We start from the raw sequence: 20,118 nt of genomic DNA on the forward strand, positions 1-20,118 counted from the left end.
AAACCCCCCCCCCCCCCCAAAAAAACCACCCCCCCCCCAAAACCACCCCCCAAAAACCACCGCCGAAGCCAGCCGAAGACAAGGCAAACAAGGACCCCCGCCAGTGACCACGCCTCCCGGCACCACCGCACCCCCCGGCACCACCGCACCCCCCGGCACCACCGCACCCCGCGGCATCACCGTCCGCGTCCCCGCCAAGGTCAACGTCCAGCTCGCCGTCGGCGCCGCGCGCCCCGACGGTTTCCACGACCTCGCGAACGTCTTCCTGGCCGTCGGCCTGTACGACGAGGTCACGGTGACCGAGGCGGACGAGCTGCGGGTGACGTGCGAGGGGCCGGGCGCGGACCAGGTCCCCCTGGACCGGACGAACCTGGCGGCGCGGGCGGCGGAGGCGCTGGCGGCGCGGTACGGCCGCCGGGCCGACGTGCACATTCACATCGCCAAGGACATCCCCGTGGCGGGCGGCATGGCGGGCGGCAGCGCGGACGGCGCGGCCGCGTTGGTGGCGTGCGACGCGCTGTGGGGTACGGGGGCTTCGCGCGCGGAACTCCTGGACATCTGCGCGGAGTTGGGCAGCGACGTGCCGTTCAGTCTGGTCGGCGGCGCGGCCCTCGGCACCGGGCGGGGCGAGCGGCTGACCGGGCTGACGGTCGGCGGCACCTTCCACTGGGTGTTCGCCGTCGCCGACGGCGGCCTCTCCACCCCGGCGGTGTACGGCGAGTTCGACCGCCTCACCCCGCGGGCCCCGGCCCCCGAGGCGTCCGAGCCCCTGCTCGAAGCCCTCCGCACCGGCGACGCCACGGCGCTCGCGGACACCTTGGCCAACGACCTCCAGCCCGCGGCCCTCTCCCTCTTCCCCTCCCTCACCGCCACCCTCCGCACCGGCACGACCGCGGGCGCCCTCGCCGCCATCGTCTCCGGCTCCGGCCCCACCACCGCCTTCCTCACGAAGGACAAGGAGTCGGCGCACCGCGTCGCCGAGGCCCTCCTGGCCTCGGGCACCTGCCGCGCGGCCCGCGTCGCCGAGGCGCCCGCACCGGGCGCGACGGTGATCGAACCGCGCCCGTAGCGTCGGCGGCGTATCGCCCAGCGGGCTCCCGCCGCCGAAGGCCCCGGGGCCCGACTACGCTGGACGATCGATCGCATTCCGTCGTCAGGAGAGAAATGGCCGTCAACCTGGTCAATGTCGAGACAGTCAGCAAGGTGTACGGCACCCGCGCGCTGCTCGACGGTGTCTCGCTCGGTGTGTCCGAGGGGGACAGGATCGGCGTGGTCGGGCGCAACGGTGACGGGAAGACGACCCTCATCCGCATGCTCGCCAAGCTGGAGGAGGCCGACACCGGGCGCGTCACGCACAGCGGCGGGCTGCGGATCGGGGTGCTCACGCAGCACGACTCGCTCGACCCGGCGGCCACCGTGCGGCACGAGGTCATCGGCGACCTCGCCGACCACGAGTGGGCGGGCAACGCGAAGATCCGGGACGTGCTCACGGGCTTGTTCGGCGGGCTCGACCTGCCCGGCTTCCCGCAGGGCCTCGACACCGTCATCGGGCCGCTGTCGGGCGGTGAGCGGCGGCGGATCGCGCTCGCGCAGCTGCTGATCGCCGAGCAGGACCTGATCGTCCTCGACGAGCCCACCAACCACCTCGACGTGGAAGGCATCTCCTGGCTCGCCCGGCACCTGCGCGAGCGCCGCTCGGCGCTGGTGTGCGTGACCCACGACCGGTGGTTCCTCGACCAGGTGTGCACGCGGATGTGGGACGTGCAGAAGGGCACGGTCTACGAGTACGAGGGCGGGTACTCCGACTACGTGTTCGCGCGCGCCGAGCGCGAGCGCATCGCCGCGACCGAGGAGGTCAAGCGGCAGAACCTGGTCCGCAAGGAGCTGGCGTGGCTGCGCCGCGGCGCCCCGGCGCGCACGTCCAAGCCCCGGTTCCGGGTGGAGGCGGCCAACGAGCTGATCAAGGACGTGCCGCCGCCCCGGGACACGAGCGAGCTGATGAAGTTCGCGACCACCCGGCTCGGGAAGACCGTTTTCGACCTGGAGGACGTGAGCGTCCAGGCCGGGCCGAAGCTGTTGCTGAAGCATCTGACCTGGCAGCTCGGCCCGGGCGACCGGATCGGTCTGGTGGGGGTGAACGGCGCGGGCAAGACCTCGCTGCTGCGCGCCATGGCGGATGCCTCGCGCTCGGACGGTGAGACGCAGCCCGCCGCGGGGCGGGTGGTGGTGGGGAAGACGGTCAAGCTCGCCTACCTTTCGCAGGAGGTCGCCGAGCTGAAGCCGACGCTCCGCGTCCTTGAGGCCGTGCAGCAGGTGCGGGAGCGGGTCGACCTCGGCAAGGGCCGGGAGATGACCGCGGGGCAGCTCTGCGAGACGTTCGGGTTCAGCAAGGAGAAGCAGTGGACGCCCGTCGGGGACCTCTCCGGCGGTGAACGGCGACGGCTGCAACTGCTGCGCCTGCTCATGGACGAGCCGAACGTCCTCTTCCTCGACGAGCCCACCAACGACCTCGACATCGAGACGCTGACGCAGCTGGAGGACGTGCTCGACGGGTGGCCGGGATCGATGGTCGTGATCTCCCACGACCGGTTCTTCGTCGAGCGCACCACGGACCGGGTGTTCGCTCTCATGGGTGACGCGACGATGCGGATGCTGCCGCGCGGCATCGACGAGTACCTGGAGCGCAGGAACCGGATGGCGGAGGCCGCGGCGGCCTCGGTCGCCCCGGCGCCCGCCGCCGCTGCCCCGGACGGGACGAAGGCCGTGTCGGCCGCCGACGCGCGCGCCGCGAAGAAGGAACTGCAGAAGATCGAACGGCAGCTGGACAAGATTTCCGAGAAGGAAACCAAGCTGCACGCGCAGATCGCCGATAACGCCACAGACTTCGAAAAGGTGGCGAAATGGGACGCTCAACTGCGCGAACTTGTCGGCGAGCGCGAGGAGTTGGAGATGCGTTGGCTGGAACTCGCGGAGGATGCGTGAGTTTCCCGTAACAGACGCATTACAGGCCGGTCCTCCCTTGGGAACAGGGGCAGGACCGGCCCCGGCGATGGCTGGATCGGAGTGATAGAAAGGGCAGCCTGAGCACCGCTTGGCGTGCCGAAAAATCAGTGAAGGGGGAAGCGCTGATGACTCAGCCGCCCAACCAGCCGCCGCACGGCGGCTTCGGAGCTCCACAGGATCCACAGCAGGGCGCGCACCCGCAGCAGCCCGGCCAGCAGCCGCCGCCCGCGGGCGGACCGGCCCAGACGCCGCCGCCCGCCGCCCCGCAGCCCGGTTACGGCTACCCGCAGCAGCAGCCCGGCCAGGCAGGCCCCTACGGCTACCCGCAGCAGCCGGGACCGTACGGCCAGCCCACGCAGCCGGGCCAGCCCGGTCCCTACGGGCAGCAGCCGGGCCCCTACGGGCAGCCCACCCAGCCCCAGCAGCCCGGCCCCTACGGCCAGCCCACGCAGCCCGGCCAGCCGGGCCCCTACGGGCAGCAGCCGGGCTACGGCTACCCGCAGCAGATGCCCACCGTCGCCCAGGGCACCCCGCCCGCCGGTGGCGGCGGCAAGGGCCCCTTCAGGGGCAAGACCGTCGTGATCATCGCCGCGGCCGTGGCCGCCCTGCTGGTCGCGGGCGGCGTCGTCTTCGCGCTCAACGGCGGTGACGACGACAAGAAGAAGTCCGAGTCGAAGAACAAGAACCCCAAGTCCTCCGCCCCGGCCAACCCGGGCGACGGCAGCGGCGACGGCCACGAGGGCAAGGAGGACCTCAACGAGGGCCGCCAGTCCGGCGAGGCCAAGGTCCTCTGGTACAAGGAGGCCCCCAAGGCCCCCGGCAAGGGCGCCGAGGCCCCCGGCATGTGGGTCGAGGACGGCATCGCGGTCAAGGCCGCGTACAAGGAACTCCTCGCCTACCACGTGGACTCCGGCAAGCCCGCCTGGGACGCGATCAAGCTGCCGCAGGAGATCTGCGCGGCCACCCCGCAGGTCAGCGACGACGGCAAGGTCGTCGTCGCGTACAAGGCCGGTCTGAAGCGGGATGCCAAGTGTGACCAGCTGCAGGTCATCGACCTGAAGACGGGCAAGAAGGGCTGGCAGAAGCAGACCAAGGAGAAAGGCTTCTTCGACTTCACCACCGGCCTGGAGCTGAGCATCACCGGCGACACCCTGATGGTCGGCCGCTCCCAGTCCGGCACCGCCTACAGCATCAGCGACGGTGACAAGCTGTTCGACGCGGAGAAGAAGGACGAGGGCACCTGCTTCCCGGCCGGGTTCACCGGCGGCGACCGGATGCTGATGAAGTTCTCGTGCGGGGCGAGCACGCCCACCGAGCACGACGAGGTCGTGGAGCTGAACCCCAGGACCGGCAAGATCCAGTGGACGAAGAAGTTCCCCAAGGGCTGGCGTCTTGAGCACGTCTACTCCACCAGCCCCACCGTCCTCTACGCCACCAACGAGGACAAGAAGCAGTGGAACATCACCACGCTGAAGTCCGGCAGCGGCAAGACCCGCTCCGAGGTCCAGGTGAACGAGGACTTCGCGCCGGAGTGCGGCTGGGGCGGCCTCGGCGGTGACCTGCAGGCCTGCTCCGGTGCCGTCGCCGACGACAAGTACCTCTACCTGCCGACCAAGAAGACGTCCGGCGCCAACCAGATCGTCGCGATCAGCCTGGCCAGCGGCAAGGAGGCCTGGCGGGTGAAGTCCCCTCTGGACACCTCGATGGTGCCGATGAAGACGCAAAACGGCGATCTGGTGGCGTACGTCGAGCCGTCGTACGACTCCGGCGGCCGCGTCGTGTCCATCGGGACCAGCGGCTCCCACACACCGACGACACTGCTGCAGCACCCGGCGGGGACGTCGAAGATCGAGAACGGCTTCTACTCGAAGGCGGTCGACTACGTGGACGGGCGCTTCTACCTCTCCACCACCCGGCTCTCCGGCACCGCTCAAGGCCGCGAGAAGCTGATGCTGGCCTACGGCAAGTGACCCGCCCCACCGCTTAGTTACCCCTTTTCGTCCCCCCAAGGAAAGACGTCATGACACAGCCGCCCCAGCCTCCCAACCAGCCGCCGCAGGGTGGGTTCGGCGCCCCCCAGGACCCCCCGCCCGGCGGGTTCGGCGCTCCCCAGCCGCCCCAGCAGCCCGGCTACGGCTACCCGCAGGCGCCGCAGCCCCCGCAGACCCCGCCGCCCGCGGCTCCGGCGGCCCCGCAGACGCCTCCGCCGCCCCCGCAGGGCCAGCCGAACCAGGGCTACCCGCAGGCGCCCGGCGCCCCCGGCACCCCGCCGCCCGCTGCGCCCGGCACCCCGCCGCCCTCCTACGCCCAGCCGACGCAGGCGGCCTTCCCGGCCGTGGGCCAGCAGCCCCCCGGCTACGGCTACCCGGGCCAGCCCGGCCAGCCCGCCGCGCAGCAGGGCTACGGCTTCCCGCAGCCGCCGACCATGCCGATGCAGTCCCAGCCGGGCGGTGGCGGCGGCAAGAAGCCCAACAAGCAGATGCTGATCATCGTCGCGGCCGTGGCGGCCATCGGCCTCATCGTGGGCGGCGGTGTCATCTACGCCGGTTCGAAGAAGGACGACGACAAGAAGAACAGCGCCGACGGCGGCGACGGCAAGGGCGGCAAGGGCAAGAAGGGCGGCTCCGACGGCCCGCCCGCCGCCGGTGGCCCCGCCAAGGAGAAGGTGCCGGGGAACACCAGCGCCAAGGTCGGCTTCCAGGTCCCGGCGCCCGAGGTGCCCAAGGACAGCGTGTGGAGCGTCGCGGGCTCCTGGCTCACCGACGACGCGTACGTCAAGAGCGGCTACGTGGGCAAGGACAAGGACCACGCCCTCATCGCCTACGACCCCGCCTCCGGCAAGCAGCAGTGGACGATCCCGCTGGCCGGTGAGACCTGCGCGGTCTCCAAGGAGGTCACCGACGAGGGCATCGCCGCGGTCGTCTACAAGGACGCCAAGTCCACCAAGGCGAACAAGTACCCCGACTGCAGCCAGGTCTCCGCGGTCGACCTGAAGTCCGGCAAGAAGCTGTGGACCGAGAGCGTCTCCGGCAGCGGCTCGCCCGTGGAGTTCGAGGAGATCGCCATCTCCGGCGACACCGTCGCCGCGGGCGCGGGCACCGGCGGCACCGGTGCCGCCTGGAGCCTCTCCGGCAAGCTGCTGTGGAAGCCGAAGATCGGCGAGGAGTGCAAGGACGCCGGTTACGCGGGCGGCGACCAGCTCGTCGCGGTCCGCAAGTGCGGCGGCTACGGCGACGAGAAGCTGAAGATCCAGCTCCTCGACCCGAAGACCGGCAAGGACAAGTGGACCTATCCGCTGACCGCCGGCGTCGACAACGCCAAGATCATCTCGACCAACCCGATCGTCTTCGGCCAGGACACCGAGGAGATCACCGCGAGCGGCGCCACGGACGTGTTCTCGCTCAGCAACGCCGGCAAGCTGCGGGCCCGCATCAAGCTGGAGGACGGCAAGTACTCCCACGACTGCGAGGTCAACAAGTGGGCGAGCTGCAGCGCCATCGTCGTCGGCAACGACAAGCTGTACGTGCCCACGCGCCAGCACGACGCGGGCGGCTCCGGCTACGGCTTCACCAACGAGATCATCTCGTTCTCGCTGGCCACCGGAAAGACCACCGGTGACCGCGCCGACGCCGGTGAGGACGGCGAGATGTTCCCGATCCGGATGGACGGCGGCAACCTCCTCGCGTACAAGGGCGGCAGCTACAAGAAGGGCGCCAAGGTCGTCTCGCTCGACGGCAAGTCGATGAAGGAGACCACGCTCCTGGAGACGCCCGCGACCGAATCGGTCAGCCGCGCCATCAGCGGCATGGTGCCGAAGTCCAACGAACTCCTCTACACCGGCGGCAACTTGTTCTTCGGCAAGAAGCTGATCAGCAAGCCGTACTCCAAGGACGACAAGGAGTTCATCGCGCTGGGCTTCACTGTCGACTGAAGTAGGTGAACCGTTCAACCAGCCGTTCAGGCCGGATGGTTGGAAGGGCGGATAGACAAAGCCTCTGACGGGGCGGTCTCTTACTAAAGGCCGTTTCCGTCGGAGGCTTTCCGCTGTGCAGTGGTCAAACCAGGTTGTTAGGGTGATCATTTGAGGCATCAAGCCTCTTCGCGTGTACGGAAGGACGCTTATGAAGTTCGCACGTTCAATACCGGTGGGTGCCGGGGCCGTGGCTCTGCTCGTGGCTGTCACAGGAACAGCTTCTGCGGGCGCCGGAACCAAGGCGAACGTTTCGGGGGGCTCCGCAGTGCTGAACGTCGATTGGAGGAGCAGGTACACGGCCGGGGTCAAGATTACGGTGACCGATACGGCCGCTGATGGCGCCCGTGCGGAGGGGCGCATACAGGCCACCGATCGACGAGGGAATGTCAGGTGGTCCTCGTGGCTCAAGGTCAGCGGCAAGGGTAAAAAGATCGCGGACAGCTATAACTCCGAAGACGAGAATGGCATCCGCTCGCTTCGAGTTCAGGTGTGCCGCGTCAAGGGCAGCAACAAGGTTTGCCAGACATCCGGGAAGGTGGGGAATCCCTACTTCTAAGTCCTTCGCGATCCCTGCGGGAACCCGTGGCACGGCAGTGCGTGACGCGGTAGGGGCCCGCGGCCCGGCCGGGCCGATGCTGTGTCGGCGTTCCCCTACGCGGATGCGCACCGGCACTGGTCACGCACCGCCACCAACGGCCCCGGACCGTGCGGTCCGGGGCCGTTCCCGTCCCGGGGGTCGTTCACTCTCCGTACTTCCGTACTGCCGCTACCCCAAAGGCAGTGATTTCGGCATCCAGGGCTGCATCTGCACGGTAGGGGCAGCGCAATGTCGAACAAGCGTGTAGCTTCCGGGGGATGGAGGGCCGGGGCCCCCGATCCGTGGGGGGATCATTGGGGGAATCCGTGGGGGACTTTGGGGGGGTTGCGCTGTGGGTGTGCGGCTCATGGTGGTCGACGACCATCGATTGCTCGCCGAGGCACTCGCCTCGGCGCTGAAGCTGCGCGGGCACCGGGTGCTCGCCGCGGCGGCGCCCGCCGCCGGGGCGGCGGACCTGGTGATCAGCCGGGCGCCGGAGGTGTGCCTGCTCGGCACGGCCACACCGGCGGAGCCGGGCATGTTCGACCCGGTCGTGCGGATCAAGCGGGAGCGGCCGCAGGTTGCCGTGGTGGTGCTCGGGCCGGTGCCGTCACCGCGGGGCATCGCTGCGGCGTTCGCCTCCGGCGCGTCCGGATACGTACGTCATGACGAGCGCATCGAAGGAGTCGAGCGCGCCATCATGAAGGCGCGCGCCGGGGAGGCCGCCGTCGCGCCCCAATTGCTTCAAGGCGCCTTCAGCGAACTCCTCAACCCCGCCGCCCAGCCCGATGACGAGGGGCAGCGGCTGCTGCAGATGCTCACACCGCGTGAGGTGGAGGTACTGGTCCGGGTCGCCGACGGCGAGGACACCCGGCTCATCGCCGCCGGCATGGGCATCGCGCCCAGCACCGCGCGCACCCACGTCCAGCGTGTCCTCATGAAGCTAGGCGTCGGCTCCCGCCTGGAAGCCGCCGCCCTCGCCGCCCGCACCGGCCTCCTCGACCGCGCGGAGCGCCCCGACCCGGCCCCGGACGCGCCCGCGGAGCACTAGGGCCTACAGCCGCCGCGCCCCCGCTGACGCCACCGCCGGGAACACCCGGGGGGCCGCGTGACCCGCCGCGGCGAAGGCTTCGGTGACGGACTTGGTGAGGGACTCGGCGTCCGCCGCCTCCGCCAGGACGATCGCGGAGCCGCCGAAGCCGCCCCCCGTCATGCGGGCGCCGAGCGCCCCGCTCGCGCAGGCCGTGTCCACGACGAGGTCCAACTCCGGGCAGGAGATGCGCAGATCGTCCCGGAGGGAGGCATGGCCCTCGGTGAGGACGGGCCCGATGCCGCGGACGTCGCCCGCGTCGAGGAGGGCGATGACGCGCTCGACCCGGTGGTCGTCGGAGACGACGTGGCGGACGTAGCGCCGGACGGTGTCGTCGGCCAACCGGGGGAGGGCGGCGGGGAGTTCGGCGTACGGGACGTCACGGAGGTGGGAGACGCCGAGGGCCCGGGCCCCGGCCTCGCACCCGGCCCGCCGCTCCGCGTACGCCCCGTCCCCGAGCGCGTGCTTGACGCGGGTGTCGACGACGAGGAGCGTCAGGCCGTCCCCGGCCAGGTCGAAGGGGACCTGGCGGACGGACAGATCGCGGCAGTCGAGGTGGAGGACGTGCCCGGCCGCGCAGGCGGCGGACGCCATCTGGTCCATGACGCCGCAGGGCACGCCGACGAAGGCGTTCTCGGCGCGCTGGGCGAGGAGGGCCAACTCGCGCCGGGGCAGGCCGAGTTCGTAGAGGTCGTTGAGGGCGAGGGCGGTGACGACCTCAAGGGCGGCGGAGGAGGAGAGTCCGGCGCCGGTCGGGACGGTGGACGCGAGGTGCACGTCCGCGCCGCCGACGGTGTGCCCCGCGTCGCGCAGCGCCCAGACGACGCCCGCCGGGTACGCGGCCCAGCCCCCGTCGGACAGCGGGGTGAGGGAGTCCACCGCCAGCTCGACGACGGGACCCTCGATGTCGGCGGAGTGCAGCCGCAGGATCCCGTCGTCGCGCCGGGCCACTGCCGCGACCGCGGTGTGCGGCAGCGCCAGCGGCATCACGAAGCCTTCGTTGAAGTCCGTGTACTCGCCGATGAGGTTGACGCGGCCGGGCGCGGCCCAGACCCCGGCGGGCCGGTGGCCGTACAGCTCGGTGAACGCCTCGCGGATCGGCGGGGCCGGCTTCGTGGCGGCGGACATGGACGGGTTACCCCCTTTGCTGGGCGAAGGCCCAGGCGTCGGTGATGATGCCCGCGAGGTCCGCGCGGGTCGGGTTCCAGCCGAGCCGCTCGCGGGCGGTGGCGGCGGAGGCCACGAGGGTGGCCGGGTCGCCGCCGCGGCGGCCCGCGACGACCTCCGGGACGGGGTGTCCGGTGACCTGGCGGACGGCCTCGATGACCTCGCGCACGGAGAAGCCGTTGCCGTTGCCCAGGTTGCAGATCAGGTGCTCGCCGGGGGTGGCCGCGTCGAGGGCGAGCAGGTGGGCGTCGGCGAGGTCGGCGACGTGGATGTAGTCGCGGACGCAGGTGCCGTCGGGCGTCGGGTAGTCGTCGCCGAAGACGGAGATCGCCTCCCGCCTGCCCTGGGCGACCTGGAGGACGAGCGGGATGAGGTGCGACTCGGGGTCGTGCCGCTCGCCGCAACTGCCGTACGCGCCCGCCACGTTGAAGTACCGAAGGGAGACGGCACCGAGTCCGTGCGCCGTCGCCTCGCCGGTGATCATGTGGTCGACGGCGAGCTTGGAGGCGCCGTAGGGGGAGGTGGGGGCGGTCGGGTCGGTCTCGGTGATGGGGGTGTTCACCGGTTCGCCGTAGGTCGCGGCCGTCGAGGAGAAGACGAGCTTGCGGACGTCCGCGTCGCGCATCGCGGCGAGCAGCGCCATGGTGCCGCCGACGTTGTTGTCCCAGTACTTCTCGGGCTTGGCGACGGACTCGCCGACCTGCGAGAAGGCGGCGAAGTGCAGCACCGCGTCGTAGGAGGAGTCCAGCCATTTGGCGGCGTCGCGGATGTCGCCCTCGACGAACGCCGCGCCCGCGGGGACGCCCTCGCGGAAGCCCGTGGAGAGGTTGTCGAGGACCGTCACCTCGTGCCCGGCCTCGATCAGATGCTGCGCCACCACGCTGCCGACATAGCCGGCGCCACCCGTGACCAGGTACTTCCCACTCATCAACTCGCTACCTCTCGCAGTCGCTGGGCCGCGGTCTCCGGCGGCACATCGTTGATGAACACACTCATGCCGGATTCGGAACCCGCGAGGAACTTCAGCTTGCCGGAAGTGCGGCGAATGGTGAAAAGCTCTAGGTGGAGCGCGAAGTCGTCGCGGTTGACGCCGTCGTACTCCGTGAGCGCCGTGAACGGGGCCTGGTGCCAGGCCGCGATGTACGGCGTCGGCGGCTCGCCGCCGCCCTCGCGGTCACCCTCGCCGAAGATCCGGTCGAAGCGTCGCAACAGTTCCAGATACACCTTGGGGAATTCTGTGCGAGCCGCGTCGTCCAGGCCGAGCAGGTCGGGCACGCGGCGCTTGGGGTAGAGGTGCACCTCGTAGGGCCAGTGCGCGGCGTACGGCACGAAGGCCACCCAGTGCTCGGCGTCCAGGACGACCCGCTCACCGGCGCGCTCCTCGGCGAGGACGTCGTCGAAGAGGTTGCGGCCGCCGGCGTTGGCCCGGTGTTCGGCCAGGGAGCGCAGCATCAGGGCCGTGCGCGGGGTGACGAAGGGGTAGGCGTAGATCTGCCCGTGCGGGTGGCCGAGGGTCACGCCGATCTCCGCGCCCCGGTTCTCGAAGCAGAAGACCTGCTCGACGGACGGCAGGTGCGACAGCTCGGCGGTGCGGTCCGTCCACGCCTCCAGGACGAGCGCGGCCTGCTCCTCGGTGAGGTCGGCGAAGGACGCCGTGTGGTCGGGGGTGAAGCAGACCACCTCGCAGCGGCCCGCGTCGCCCGCGAGGGAAGGGAAGCGGTTCTCGAAGACCACGACGTCGTACGAGGAGTCGGGGACCTCGGTGTGGCGGCCGCCCGCGGAGGGGCACAGGGGGCACTCGTCGGCCGGGGGGTGGTAGGTGCGGCCCTGGCGGTGCGAGGCGATGGCGACCCGGTCGCCGAGGAGGGGGTCGCGGCGGACCTCGGAGGTGGTGGCCACGGGGTCCAGGGGCCTGCTGTCGACCGCCGTGCGGACGGCGTCGTCGCGCACGTCGTAGTAGATGAGCTCACGACCGTCGGCGAGACGAGTCGAGGTCTTCTTCACGTTCGGGGCTCCTTACACCGCCCGCCAACAGAACCGAACACAACAAACCACAAGCCAACAAGCTCGTCAATGCCCGTGACGCCTGCCGGGGCGTCTCGCTCTCGCCCAGCTCACCCGATGATCCGCAACAAAAAACGATCATGGACTCGATCACAATCAAACAAAGAACATCAACAGAACTGTTCACTTACTGAAGGGCGAGGCGTAGGTTCCGGTCTGATCAGTTCGCGCGACGAAGCGAGTTCACATGCAGTCCCCTACGCACATCACCCTCGCCGAAGGGCTTCGGCTGCCCACCAACGGGCTGGACTACGCGATCCTGGCGATCTACTTCGTGGTCGTCCTCGGCATCGGATTCGCCGCCCGGCGCTCCGTGAAGACCAGCCTCGACTTCTTCCTCTCCGGGCGCTCCCTGCCCGCCTGGGTCACCGGCCTCGCCTTCGTCGCCGCGAACCTCGGCGCCACCGAGATCCTCGGCATGGCGGCCACGGGCGCGCAGTACGGCGTCGCCGTCGTCCACTGGTACTGGATCGGCGCCATCCCGGCCATGGTCTTCCTCGGCCTGGTCATGATGCCGTTCTACTACCGCAGCAAGGTCCGCTCCGTGCCGGAGTTCCTGCTCCAGCGCTTCGACAAGTCCGCCCATCTGCTCAGCTCGGCGCTGTTCGCCTTCGCCGCCGTACTCATCGCGGGCGTGAACCTCTACGCCCTCGCGATCGTCGTCGAGGCGCTGCTCGGCTGGCCGCAGTGGGTCGCCATCGTCGTCGCCGGGTTCTTCGTGCTCGCCTACATCACCATCGGCGGCCTGTCCTCGGCGATCTACAACGAAGTGCTCCAGTTCTTCGTCATCCTCGCCGCGCTCATCCCGATCTGCGTCATCGGCATGAAGAAGGTCGGCGGCTGGGACGGGCTCACCGGCTCCATCGAGAAGCAGCACGGCGACAACTTCATGACCGCCTGGGGCGGCACCGGCATCGGCGACGCCAATCCGCTCGGCGCCAACTGGCTCACCATCATCCTGGGCCTCGGCTTCGTGCTCTCCTTCGGCTACTGGACGACGAACTTCGCCGAGGTGCAGCGCGCGCTGTCCGCGAAGAACCTCTCCGCCGCCCAGCGCACGCCGCTCATCGCCGCCTTCCCCAAGATCTTCATCGTCTTCCTGGTGATGATCCCCGGCCTGGTCGCCGCCGTCCTGGTCCCGAAGATCGGCACCTCCGGCTCGGACCTGACATACAACGACGCGATCCCCTACCTGATGCAGGAGTTGCTGCCCAACGGCGTGCTCGGCATCGCGGTGACCGGTCTCCTCGCCGCCTTCATGGCGGGCATGGCGGCCAACGTCTCCTCCTTCAACACCGTCTTCACGTACGACATCTGGGCCAAGTACGTCGTCAAGGACCGCGAGGACGGGTACTACCTGAAGTTCGGGCGGCTCATCACCGCGATCGGCGTCTTCGCCTCCATCGGCACCGCCTTCATCGCCTCGTCCTTCTCCAACATCATGGGGTACCTCCAGACCCTCTTCTCCTTCTTCAACGTCCCGATGTTCGTCGTCTTCATCATCGGCATGTTCTGGAAGCGGGCCTCCATGAAGTCCGGCGTCTGGGGGCTCCTCGCCGGTACCACCGCCGCGATGGTCAACTACTTCTGGATCTACAAGCAAGGCGTCATCGACATCCCCACCGACCAGGGCGCCAACTTCGTCTCCGCCATCGTCGGCTTCGTCGCCGGCGCGGTCGTCATGGTGGTGGTCACCCTCTTCACCGCGCCCAAGCCGGAGGCCGAGCTGGCCGGGCTCGTGTACGGGACCGTGTCCCCGGGCGCGGAGGGCGACGCGGTCGAGGCGGGGGACGACGCCTGGTACCGCAAGCCCGCGTTGCTCGGATGGGGCGCGGTGGTGCTGGCCGCCGCGTGCTACGTCCCGTTCTCGTTCTGAACCGGCCCCTTCTACTCACATCCCGAGGAATCATGTCCGACCTGCAGAAGGAAGTCTCCGAGCTGGAGCGGAAGTCCGCGACGGCCGCACGTCTCTTCGACATCCGGCGCATCATCGGCGGCCTGTTCGTCGTCTACGGCGTCATCGTCACCATCGCCGGGATCACCGCGTCCGACGCCGACCTCAAGAAGGCGGAGGACATCAACATCAACCTCTGGACCGGCCTGGGCATGCTGGCCCTCGGCCTGTTCTTCCTGATCTGGCTCAAGTTGCGGCCGGTCACGGCCCCGGCGTCGGAGGGCGAGGCGTAGGCCGTCGCGGGGCGCCCCGGTCCCGCCCCTTCCCCGAAACCGGGGGCTGCCGCCCCCTGGACCCCCGCTTGTCGGCGCTCCGCGCCTCGTCCTCAATCTCCCCCAAGCTCTTAAGGAGCAGGGGGACCCCCACGACGGGCTAGAGACAGCCCCTCCGGCGTTTGAGGAGCGGGGGTCTGGGGGGCAGCGCCCCCAGTTTCGGGAAGGGGCGGGACCGGGGCGCCCCGCGAAGGTCACCCCAGGCGCTTCGTCAGGGTGAACTCCTTGTGGCCCTCGGGGTAGTCGGGGATCACGGCCACGACTTCGTAGCCCTGTTGGCGGTAGAAGGCGGGAGCCTGGAAGTCCCAGGTCTCCAGGCGGGAGTTGAGGCACCCGCGCTCGGCGACACAGAAGCGCTCGGCCTCGGCAAGGAGCCGCCCCCCGAGCCCCGCCCCCCGGCAGTCCTCTGCGACCCACAGCAGACTCACATGCAGCCACCGCCCCCAGGTGTACCCCGAGAGCCCCCCGACCAGCTCACCCCTGTCGTCCAACGCCCAGACGCCGAGCGGCTCTTCCCGCTCCTCGGGCGTGCCCTGAAGAGCGCGAAGCGCCGCCGAGGCGTCCCTGTTGGCGTCCCGCAACCGCCCCCGAAGCAGACGAAGACGTTCTTTGTCGACTCCTGTCTCAATACGAAACATACGGCCCACCATAAACGCGCTGGCCAATCAGTTCTGCGAATCCACTTCCGCTCGGGGCCCCCGTCCGTACTCTGAAGGGCAGCGCCGGTGGGGGCCGGCGCCGATCAGGGGGCGAGACAGTCGGGTGCGACGCCCGGCGTGGGGGTGGCAGGCACGGCACGGCGGCGGCCGTGCGGCTGCGTGGTCCCCGCTCCGGGTACCGCATCCGCGTCGGTCGCTCTCCGACCTGTGGGGGTTTCCGTGGTTCGAATCCGAGTCCTGGTCGTCGACGACCACCGTATCTTCGCCGAGTCGCTGGCCGCAGCGCTCGCCGCGGAGCCCGATGTGGAGGTGTCCGCCGCGGGCAGTGGCCCCGCGGCCCTGCGCTGCCTGGACCGCGCGGCCGCGGAGGGCCGCAGGTACGACGTCCTGCTCGTGGACGCCGACCTGGGCAGCTCCGCGTCGGCACTGCAGGGCGTCCGCCCCGCCGTGCCGGTGCACGACGGCCAGGCCGACGGGCTCGTGGACGGCATCTCGCTGGTGGCGGGCGTGCGTTCGGGCCAGCCCGCCGTGCGTACGGTCGTGCTGGCGGAGAAGGACGACCCGCGGCGCGCGGCGCTCGCGCTCGGCGCCGGGGCGTCCGGCTGGGTGGCGAAGGACTGCTCGCTGTCGCGGCTGCTCACGGTCATCCGGGGCGTGCTGCGCGACGAGACGCATCTGCCGCCCGCCCTGCTCACGGGGGTGCTGCGCGAGTTGACCGCGGCCCGCAAGCACCGTACGGAGAGTGAGCGGCTCGTGGAGTCCCTCACCCCGCGTGAGCGCGAAGTGCTGCGGTGCATGGTGGCGGGGCTCGGCCGCAAGGCCGTCGCCGAGCGGCTGTTCCTCTCGCCGCACACCGTCCGCACCCATATGCAGAACGTCCTCGGCAAGCTCGGCGTGCACTCCACGCTCGCCGCCGTCGCCCTCGCCCGCAGGGCGGGCGTCGGCCCCGCCGACCTAGCCGGGGACGTTGTCGAACGGGGCGGTCAACTGGCGTAGCAGCGCCGCCAGTTCACCGCGCTGGGCGCGCGAGAGCTCGCCGAGGATCGCCCGCTCCTGGTCGAGCAGGCCCGCGAGGGCCTGGTCGGCCCGGTCACGGCCCTCGTCGGTGAGCCGCACCAGCACGCCGCGGCGGTCGCTCGGATCGGGCAGCCGCTCCACCAGGCCCTTCTTCGTGAGCCTGTCGATGCGGTTGGTCATCGTGCCGGATGTGACCAGGGTCTGGGTGAGGAGCTGGCCCGGCGACAGCTGATACGGCGCGCCCGCGCGCCGCAGCGACGTCAGCACGTCGAACTCCCAGGGCTCCAGCTCGTGCTCGGAGAACGCCAGTCGACGCGCGCGATCGAGGTGGCGCGCCAGCCTGCTCACGCGGCTCAGCACCTCGAGCGGTTCCACGTCGAGGTCAGGGCGCTCCCGACGCCATGCAGCGACCAGCCGGTCGACCTCGTCCTCCATGACGATCAGTGTAGGGGGTCCCTCGACATGAAGTCTCTTGACGTCAAGATACTTCGGGGTCGAGGATGAAGAGGAGCCCCTCGGTACGCAAGGAAAATCCTTCGGTACGCAAGGGGAACCCTTCGGTACGCAGAGGAGCACCCATGCCGTCCACCGCGTCGCCCACCTGGGACCCGGACCAGTACCTGCGTCACTCCGGCCACCGTGCCCGCCCCTTCCGGGACCTGCTCGCCCAGGTGCCCGCGCTGCCCACCGCCCCCGCGCCCCGCATCACCGACCTGGGCTGCGGGCCCGGCAACGTCACCCTCCTGCTCGCCGAGCGCTGGCCCGAGGCGCACATCACCGGCTACGACAACTCGCCGGAGATGCTGCGCCAGGCCCAGGCCCTCGCCGGGCCCACGGCGGGCGGTGGCCGCCTGGAGTTCGCGGGCGCCGACGCGGGCGCGTGGGCGCCCGGCCCCGGGACGTACGACCTGATCCTGTCGAACGCGACGCTCCAGTGGGTGCCGGGGCACGTCGACCGCTTTCCCGACTGGGTGGCCGCGCTGCGGCCCGGCGGGGTGCTCGCCGTCCAGATGCCCGCCAACTTCGACGCGCCCAGCCATGCCCTGATGCGGGAGCTGTGCGGGAGTTCGCGCTGGCGCGGGCGGCTCGACGGGGTGTTGCGGCACGCCGACGCCGTCCTGGAGCCCACCGCTTATCTGGAGCTGCTCACCGGGCTCGGCTGTGCGGCGGACGTCTGGTCGACCACGTACCAGCATCTCCTCACCGGCGCCGATCCCGTCCTCGACTGGGTCAAGGGGACCGGCCTGCGGCCCGTCCTCACCGCCCTCGCCGACGACCCGGAGGCTCGGGACGCGTTCCTGGGCGAGTACCGCGACCTGCTGCGCGTGGCCTATCCGGCCGGGGCGCACGGGACCGTGTTCCCCTTCCGGCGGCTCTTCGCGGTGGCCCGCAAAGGCGGTGCGGCCTGATGCTCGCCGCCGTCGACCACGTGCAGCTGGCCGCTCCGCCCGGCAGCGAGGGCGCGCTGCGGGCGTTCTACGTGGACGTGCTCGGGATGGCCGAGGTGCTGAAGCCGCCTGTTCTCGCGGGGCGCGGGGGATGCTGGTTCGAGGCGGGGGCCGTCCGGCTGCACCTCGGCATCGAGGCCGACTTCCGGCCCGCCCGCAAGGCGCACCCGGGCCTGCTCGTCAGCGGCATCGAGGCGTACGCGGCCCGGGTCGCCGCCCTCGGCGCGCGCGTCACCTGGGACGACCACCTCCCCGGCCACCGGCGCTTCTACTCCGAGGACCCGGTGGGGAACCGGTTGGAGTTCCTGGAGCCCCTGGGCAGCGTCTGACGACTGACCTCACTCGTTTCGGGCGGGCCATGGGCATATGCCTGCGGCCGGGCGACGCACGTTCGTACGGTCCTTGCGTCGCTTGTGCCGCAGAGGACGGCAGCCAGTCCCTGGGCTTGGACCAGTCCTTCGACCTGGACGAGTACCTGTGGCAGACCTGGCAGGCCATGGCGCTCCCCGAGGGCTACCGCGCCGAGATCATCGAGGGAGCCATCGAGGTGTCGCCCACCGGCCGCCGTCGTCACGCCGTGCTCATCAGTCGGTTCCGCAGGGCGCTCGACGCGCACCTCGCGGGCGGTGACGACGCGGCGCATCAGGATGTCGACGTCATCCACCACCGCAGGTCCTGGATCCCGGACCTCTTCGTCGGTCCGTTGGAGCTCGACGAGATTCCCGACGAGGACGACCTCGGTGTCGACGCGTCCGGCGTATCCATGATCGTCGAAGTCGCCTCTCCGGGCCGCCGCGACATCGAGCGCGACCGTGTCCGCAAGCGCCGCGAATACGCCCGCGCGGGCATCCCGGTGTATGTCGTCGTCGATGACCATGACGGCGACGGTGCCATCACGGTCCTCACTTCACCGGAGCCCAAGAAGGCCGAATACACCGACGAGCACCGCATCCCGTACGGCAAGGACGCCGTCATCCCCGAAGGCCCCGCCAAGGGCCTGGCCATCGGGGATGACGTCACCCGGACGTGACGGCCCCGCTCGCCGGGGCAGGGGCCGTCAGGACTTGCGGTGCCCTATCAGGCGCGGCTTCGGTTCCAGGCCGTCCAGGCCGTGCCAGGCGAGGTTGACCAGGTGGGCGGCCACCTCGGCCTTCTTGGGCTTGCGGACGTCGAGCCACCACTGGCCGGTGAGGGCGACGCTGCCGACGAGGGCCTGGGCGTACAGGGGGGCCAGTTTCGGGTCGAAGCCGCGGGTCTTGAACTCCTGGCCGAGGATGTCTTCGACCTGCGTGGCGATGTCGGAGATGAGGGAGGCGAAGGAGCCGGTGGACTGGGGGATGGGGGAGTCGCGGACCAGGATGCGGAAGCCGTCCGTGTACTCCTCGATGTAGTCGAGGAGGGCGAAGGCGGCCTGCTCGCAGAGCTCGCGGGGGTGCCCGGCGGTGAGGGAGCCGGTGACCATGCCGAGGAGCTGGCGCATCTCGCGGTCCACCACGACCGCGTACAGGCCTTCCTTGCCGCCGAAGTGTTCGTAGACGACGGGCTTGGAGACACCGGCCTTGGCCGCGATCTCCTCCACCGAGGTGCCTTCGAAGCCCTTGGCGGCGAAGAGGGTGCGGCCGATGTCCAGCAGTTGCTCACGGCGCTCGGCGCCGGTCATCCGGGTCCGGCGGGCCCGCCGGGGCTTGTCGTTGTTCGAACTCGCGGAGCCCTGCGGGGCCCGCGCGGAGCGCGTCGTACTCGGATTGCTGGGGTCGGTCGCCACGTGGTCCATCATGCCGCGTCTGCGGCCTGGGGCTTGCCCGGGGCGGGAATCGCACCGGCCCCTTCGGCTCCCTCGGGCGCCTTGCGGCGGGCGTCGATGCGGGACTGTGACGGCCACCGCACGTCGTACGCCCAGCCGAGCTGTTCGAACCAGCGGATGAGCCGCGCGGACGAGTCGAGCTGGCCGCGCATCACACCGTGGCGCGCGCTCGTCGGGTCGGCGTGGTGCAGGTTGTGCCAGGACTCGCCACAGGACAGGACCGCGAGCCACCACACGTTGCCGGAGCGGTCGCGGGACTTGAAGGGGCGCTTGCCCACCGCGTGGCAGATCGAGTTGATGGACCACGTCACGTGGTGAAGGAGCGCCACCCGCACGAGTGAGCCCCAGAAGAAGGCCGTGCACGCGCCCCACCAGGACATCGTGACCAGGCCGCCGACCACCGGCGGCAGCGCGAGCGAGACGACCGTCCACAGCACGAACTGACGCGAGACGTTCCGGATCGCCGAGTCCTTGATCAGGTCGGGCGCGTACTTCTCCTGCGACGTCTGCTCCTCGTCGAACAGCCAGCCGATGTGCGCCCACCACAGGCCCTTCATCAGGGCCGGGACCGTCTCGCCGAAGCGCCACGGCGAGTGCGGGTCGCCGTCCGCGTCGGAGAACTTGTGGTGCTTGCGGTGGTCGGCCACCCAGCGGACCAGCGGGCCCTCGACGGCCATGGACCCGGCGATCGCCAGGGCGATCCGGAGCGGGCGCTTGGCCTTGAAGGAGCCGTGCGTGAAGTAGCGGTGGAAGCCGATGGTGATGCCGTGGCAGCCCAGGTAGTACATGAACACCATCAGGCCGAGGTCCAGCCAGCTCACCCCCCAGCCCCAGGCCAGCGGCACGGCCGCCACCAGGGCCAGGAACGGGACGGTGATGAACAGGAGCAGCGCGAGCTGCTCCACGGAGCGCTTCTGTTCACCGCCCAGGGTCGCGGAGGAGGGCGGGGCGCCGGCCGGCGCCCCCTTTGTTTCGTCGATGACGTCGGGGCTCGTGGTCATAGGGGCTTCCCCTGGGGGGTCGAGGGTGACTGCGGAAATGCGGACCGCGGGAAATCGGGAGATGCGGACTGCCGGGATGGGGACTGCGG

At 70.5% G+C, this 20,118-nt stretch carries 19 protein-coding genes; 12 read left to right on the forward strand and 7 right to left on the reverse strand.

Features of this window, described 5'->3' with window-relative positions:
* Nucleotides 1-103: 103 nt before the first annotated feature.
* The 6 genes from IE274_RS15685 to IE274_RS15710 all read left to right on the forward strand — a co-directional run bounded on the left by IE274_RS15685 (nt 104) and on the right by IE274_RS15710 (nt 8,604).
* Entirely contained in the window at nt 104-1,069 is a 966-nt protein-coding gene (locus tag IE274_RS15685) for a 4-(cytidine 5'-diphospho)-2-C-methyl-D-erythritol kinase (protein ID WP_268255572.1), read from the forward strand.
* 95 nt (nt 1,070-1,164) lie between these two features.
* A complete protein-coding gene (locus IE274_RS15690) occupies nt 1,165-2,982 on the forward strand; it encodes an ABC-F family ATP-binding cassette domain-containing protein (protein ID WP_190116333.1) in 1,818 nt (605 codons plus the stop codon).
* Nucleotides 2,983-3,128: 146 nt separating this feature from the next.
* A complete protein-coding gene (locus tag IE274_RS15695; RefSeq protein WP_190116334.1) occupies nt 3,129-4,973 on the forward strand; it encodes an outer membrane protein assembly factor BamB family protein in 1,845 nt (614 codons plus the stop codon).
* Nucleotides 4,974-5,023: 50 nt separating this feature from the next.
* Complete coding sequence (locus IE274_RS15700; RefSeq protein WP_190116335.1) at nt 5,024-6,934, forward strand: outer membrane protein assembly factor BamB family protein; 1,911 nt, start codon at nt 5,024-5,026, stop codon at nt 6,932-6,934.
* A gap of 190 nt (nt 6,935-7,124) precedes the next feature.
* On the forward strand, nt 7,125-7,532 hold the full coding sequence (locus IE274_RS15705) for a hypothetical protein (RefSeq protein WP_190116336.1): 408 nt from the start codon (nt 7,125-7,127) through the stop codon (nt 7,530-7,532).
* Nucleotides 7,533-7,920: 388 nt separating this feature from the next.
* A complete protein-coding gene (locus IE274_RS15710) occupies nt 7,921-8,604 on the forward strand; it encodes a helix-turn-helix transcriptional regulator (RefSeq protein ID WP_229909561.1) in 684 nt (227 codons plus the stop codon).
* Nucleotides 8,605-8,607: 3 nt separating this feature from the next.
* Here IE274_RS15710 and galK read toward each other — a convergent pair whose 3' ends face one another.
* The 3 genes from galK to galT are packed head-to-tail and all read right to left on the reverse strand — an operon-like array spanning nt 8,608 to nt 11,814.
* A complete protein-coding gene (gene galK / locus IE274_RS15715; protein ID WP_190116338.1) occupies nt 8,608-9,771 on the reverse strand; it encodes a galactokinase in 1,164 nt (387 codons plus the stop codon).
* A 7-nt stretch (nt 9,772-9,778) separates the two neighbouring features.
* Entirely contained in the window at nt 9,779-10,738 is a 960-nt protein-coding gene (galE, locus tag IE274_RS15720; RefSeq protein ID WP_190116339.1) for a UDP-glucose 4-epimerase GalE, read from the reverse strand.
* On the reverse strand, nt 10,738-11,814 hold the full coding sequence (gene galT, locus IE274_RS15725; RefSeq protein WP_190116340.1) for a galactose-1-phosphate uridylyltransferase: 1,077 nt from the start codon (nt 11,812-11,814) through the stop codon (nt 10,738-10,740). The genes galE and galT overlap by 1 nt, the downstream gene beginning before the upstream one ends.
* A 247-nt stretch (nt 11,815-12,061) precedes the next feature.
* On the opposite strand from galT, the gene IE274_RS15730 reads away from it, so the two are divergent.
* Nucleotides 12,062-13,750, forward strand: coding sequence for a sodium:solute symporter family protein (locus IE274_RS15730; protein ID WP_190116341.1), 1,689 nt, complete (start codon nt 12,062-12,064; stop codon nt 13,748-13,750).
* Nucleotides 13,751-13,782: 32 nt separating this feature from the next.
* Nucleotides 13,783-14,061 carry a hypothetical protein gene (locus tag IE274_RS15735; RefSeq protein WP_190116342.1) on the forward strand — a complete coding sequence of 93 codons (279 nt, stop codon included), beginning with the start codon at nt 13,783-13,785 and terminating at the stop codon, nt 14,059-14,061.
* A gap of 233 nt (nt 14,062-14,294) precedes the next feature.
* Here IE274_RS15735 and IE274_RS15740 read toward each other — a convergent pair whose 3' ends face one another.
* Nucleotides 14,295-14,738, reverse strand: coding sequence for a GNAT family N-acetyltransferase (locus tag IE274_RS15740; protein WP_229909562.1), 444 nt, complete (start codon nt 14,736-14,738; stop codon nt 14,295-14,297).
* A gap of 240 nt (nt 14,739-14,978) precedes the next feature.
* On the opposite strand from IE274_RS15740, the gene IE274_RS15745 reads away from it, so the two are divergent.
* The gene (locus tag IE274_RS15745) at nt 14,979-15,755 is read left to right on the forward strand and encodes a response regulator transcription factor (protein ID WP_190116343.1); all 777 of its coding nucleotides are present in this window, start codon (nt 14,979-14,981) and stop codon (nt 15,753-15,755) included.
* Here the strand turns inward: IE274_RS15745 and tamR are convergent.
* Nucleotides 15,714-16,211, reverse strand: a complete 498-nt coding sequence (gene tamR, locus IE274_RS15750) for a MarR family transcriptional regulator TamR (protein ID WP_030359481.1) — start codon at nt 16,209-16,211, stop codon at nt 15,714-15,716. The genes IE274_RS15745 and tamR overlap by 42 nt on opposite strands.
* Before the next feature lie 143 nt (nt 16,212-16,354).
* Between tamR and IE274_RS15755 the strand changes: the two genes are divergently transcribed.
* The 3 genes from IE274_RS15755 (at nt 16,355) to IE274_RS15765 (ending at nt 18,254) form a co-directional block, all read left to right on the forward strand.
* Nucleotides 16,355-17,185 (forward strand): trans-aconitate 2-methyltransferase, encoded by an 831-nt coding sequence (locus IE274_RS15755; protein ID WP_190116344.1) that lies wholly within the window; start codon nt 16,355-16,357, stop codon nt 17,183-17,185.
* Nucleotides 17,185-17,553 (forward strand): VOC family protein, encoded by a 369-nt coding sequence (locus IE274_RS15760; RefSeq protein ID WP_190116345.1) that lies wholly within the window; start codon nt 17,185-17,187, stop codon nt 17,551-17,553. Before IE274_RS15755 ends, IE274_RS15760 begins: the two co-directional genes overlap by 1 nt.
* A gap of 116 nt (nt 17,554-17,669) precedes the next feature.
* Nucleotides 17,670-18,254 carry a Uma2 family endonuclease gene (locus tag IE274_RS15765; RefSeq protein ID WP_229909563.1) on the forward strand — a complete coding sequence of 195 codons (585 nt, stop codon included), beginning with the start codon at nt 17,670-17,672 and terminating at the stop codon, nt 18,252-18,254.
* A 27-nt stretch (nt 18,255-18,281) separates the two neighbouring features.
* Here IE274_RS15765 and IE274_RS15770 read toward each other — a convergent pair whose 3' ends face one another.
* The gene (locus IE274_RS15770; RefSeq protein ID WP_030360634.1) at nt 18,282-19,001 is read right to left on the reverse strand and encodes a TetR/AcrR family transcriptional regulator; all 720 of its coding nucleotides are present in this window, start codon (nt 18,999-19,001) and stop codon (nt 18,282-18,284) included.
* The gene (locus IE274_RS15775) at nt 18,998-20,029 is read right to left on the reverse strand and encodes an acyl-CoA desaturase (RefSeq protein WP_190116346.1); all 1,032 of its coding nucleotides are present in this window, start codon (nt 20,027-20,029) and stop codon (nt 18,998-19,000) included. Before IE274_RS15775 ends, IE274_RS15770 begins: the two co-directional genes overlap by 4 nt.
* Between the last annotated feature and the right edge of the window lie 89 nt (nt 20,030-20,118).

The sequence above is a fragment of the Streptomyces flavofungini genome (assembly GCF_014650815.1).
Lineage (GTDB): Bacteria > Actinomycetota > Actinomycetes > Streptomycetales > Streptomycetaceae > Streptomyces > Streptomyces flavofungini.

Bases quoted from the DNA above. Each gene is read 5' to 3' on its own strand.
- IE274_RS15695 (WP_190116334.1), top strand. From the start codon at position 3,129: ATGACTCAGCCGCCCAACCAGCCGCCGCACGGCGGCTTCGGAGCTCCA.
- galK (WP_190116338.1), bottom strand. From the start codon at position 9,771: ATGTCCGCCGCCACGAAGCCGGCCCCGCCGATCCGCGAGGCGTTCACC.
- galE (WP_190116339.1), bottom strand. From the start codon at position 10,738: ATGAGTGGGAAGTACCTGGTCACGGGTGGCGCCGGCTATGTCGGCAGC.
- IE274_RS15760 (WP_190116345.1), top strand. From the start codon at position 17,185: ATGCTCGCCGCCGTCGACCACGTGCAGCTGGCCGCTCCGCCCGGCAGC.
- IE274_RS15730 (WP_190116341.1), top strand. From the start codon at position 12,062: ATGCAGTCCCCTACGCACATCACCCTCGCCGAAGGGCTTCGGCTGCCC.
- IE274_RS15770 (WP_030360634.1), bottom strand. From the start codon at position 19,001: ATGATGGACCACGTGGCGACCGACCCCAGCAATCCGAGTACGACGCGC.
- IE274_RS15690 (WP_190116333.1), top strand. From the start codon at position 1,165: ATGGCCGTCAACCTGGTCAATGTCGAGACAGTCAGCAAGGTGTACGGC.
- IE274_RS15700 (WP_190116335.1), top strand. From the start codon at position 5,024: ATGACACAGCCGCCCCAGCCTCCCAACCAGCCGCCGCAGGGTGGGTTC.
- IE274_RS15710 (WP_229909561.1), top strand. From the start codon at position 7,921: ATGGTGGTCGACGACCATCGATTGCTCGCCGAGGCACTCGCCTCGGCG.
- tamR (WP_030359481.1), bottom strand. From the start codon at position 16,211: ATGGAGGACGAGGTCGACCGGCTGGTCGCTGCATGGCGTCGGGAGCGC.
- IE274_RS15705 (WP_190116336.1), top strand. From the start codon at position 7,125: ATGAAGTTCGCACGTTCAATACCGGTGGGTGCCGGGGCCGTGGCTCTG.
- IE274_RS15755 (WP_190116344.1), top strand. From the start codon at position 16,355: ATGCCGTCCACCGCGTCGCCCACCTGGGACCCGGACCAGTACCTGCGT.
- IE274_RS15775 (WP_190116346.1), bottom strand. From the start codon at position 20,029: ATGACCACGAGCCCCGACGTCATCGACGAAACAAAGGGGGCGCCGGCC.
- IE274_RS15735 (WP_190116342.1), top strand. From the start codon at position 13,783: ATGTCCGACCTGCAGAAGGAAGTCTCCGAGCTGGAGCGGAAGTCCGCG.
- IE274_RS15740 (WP_229909562.1), bottom strand. From the start codon at position 14,738: ATGTTTCGTATTGAGACAGGAGTCGACAAAGAACGTCTTCGTCTGCTT.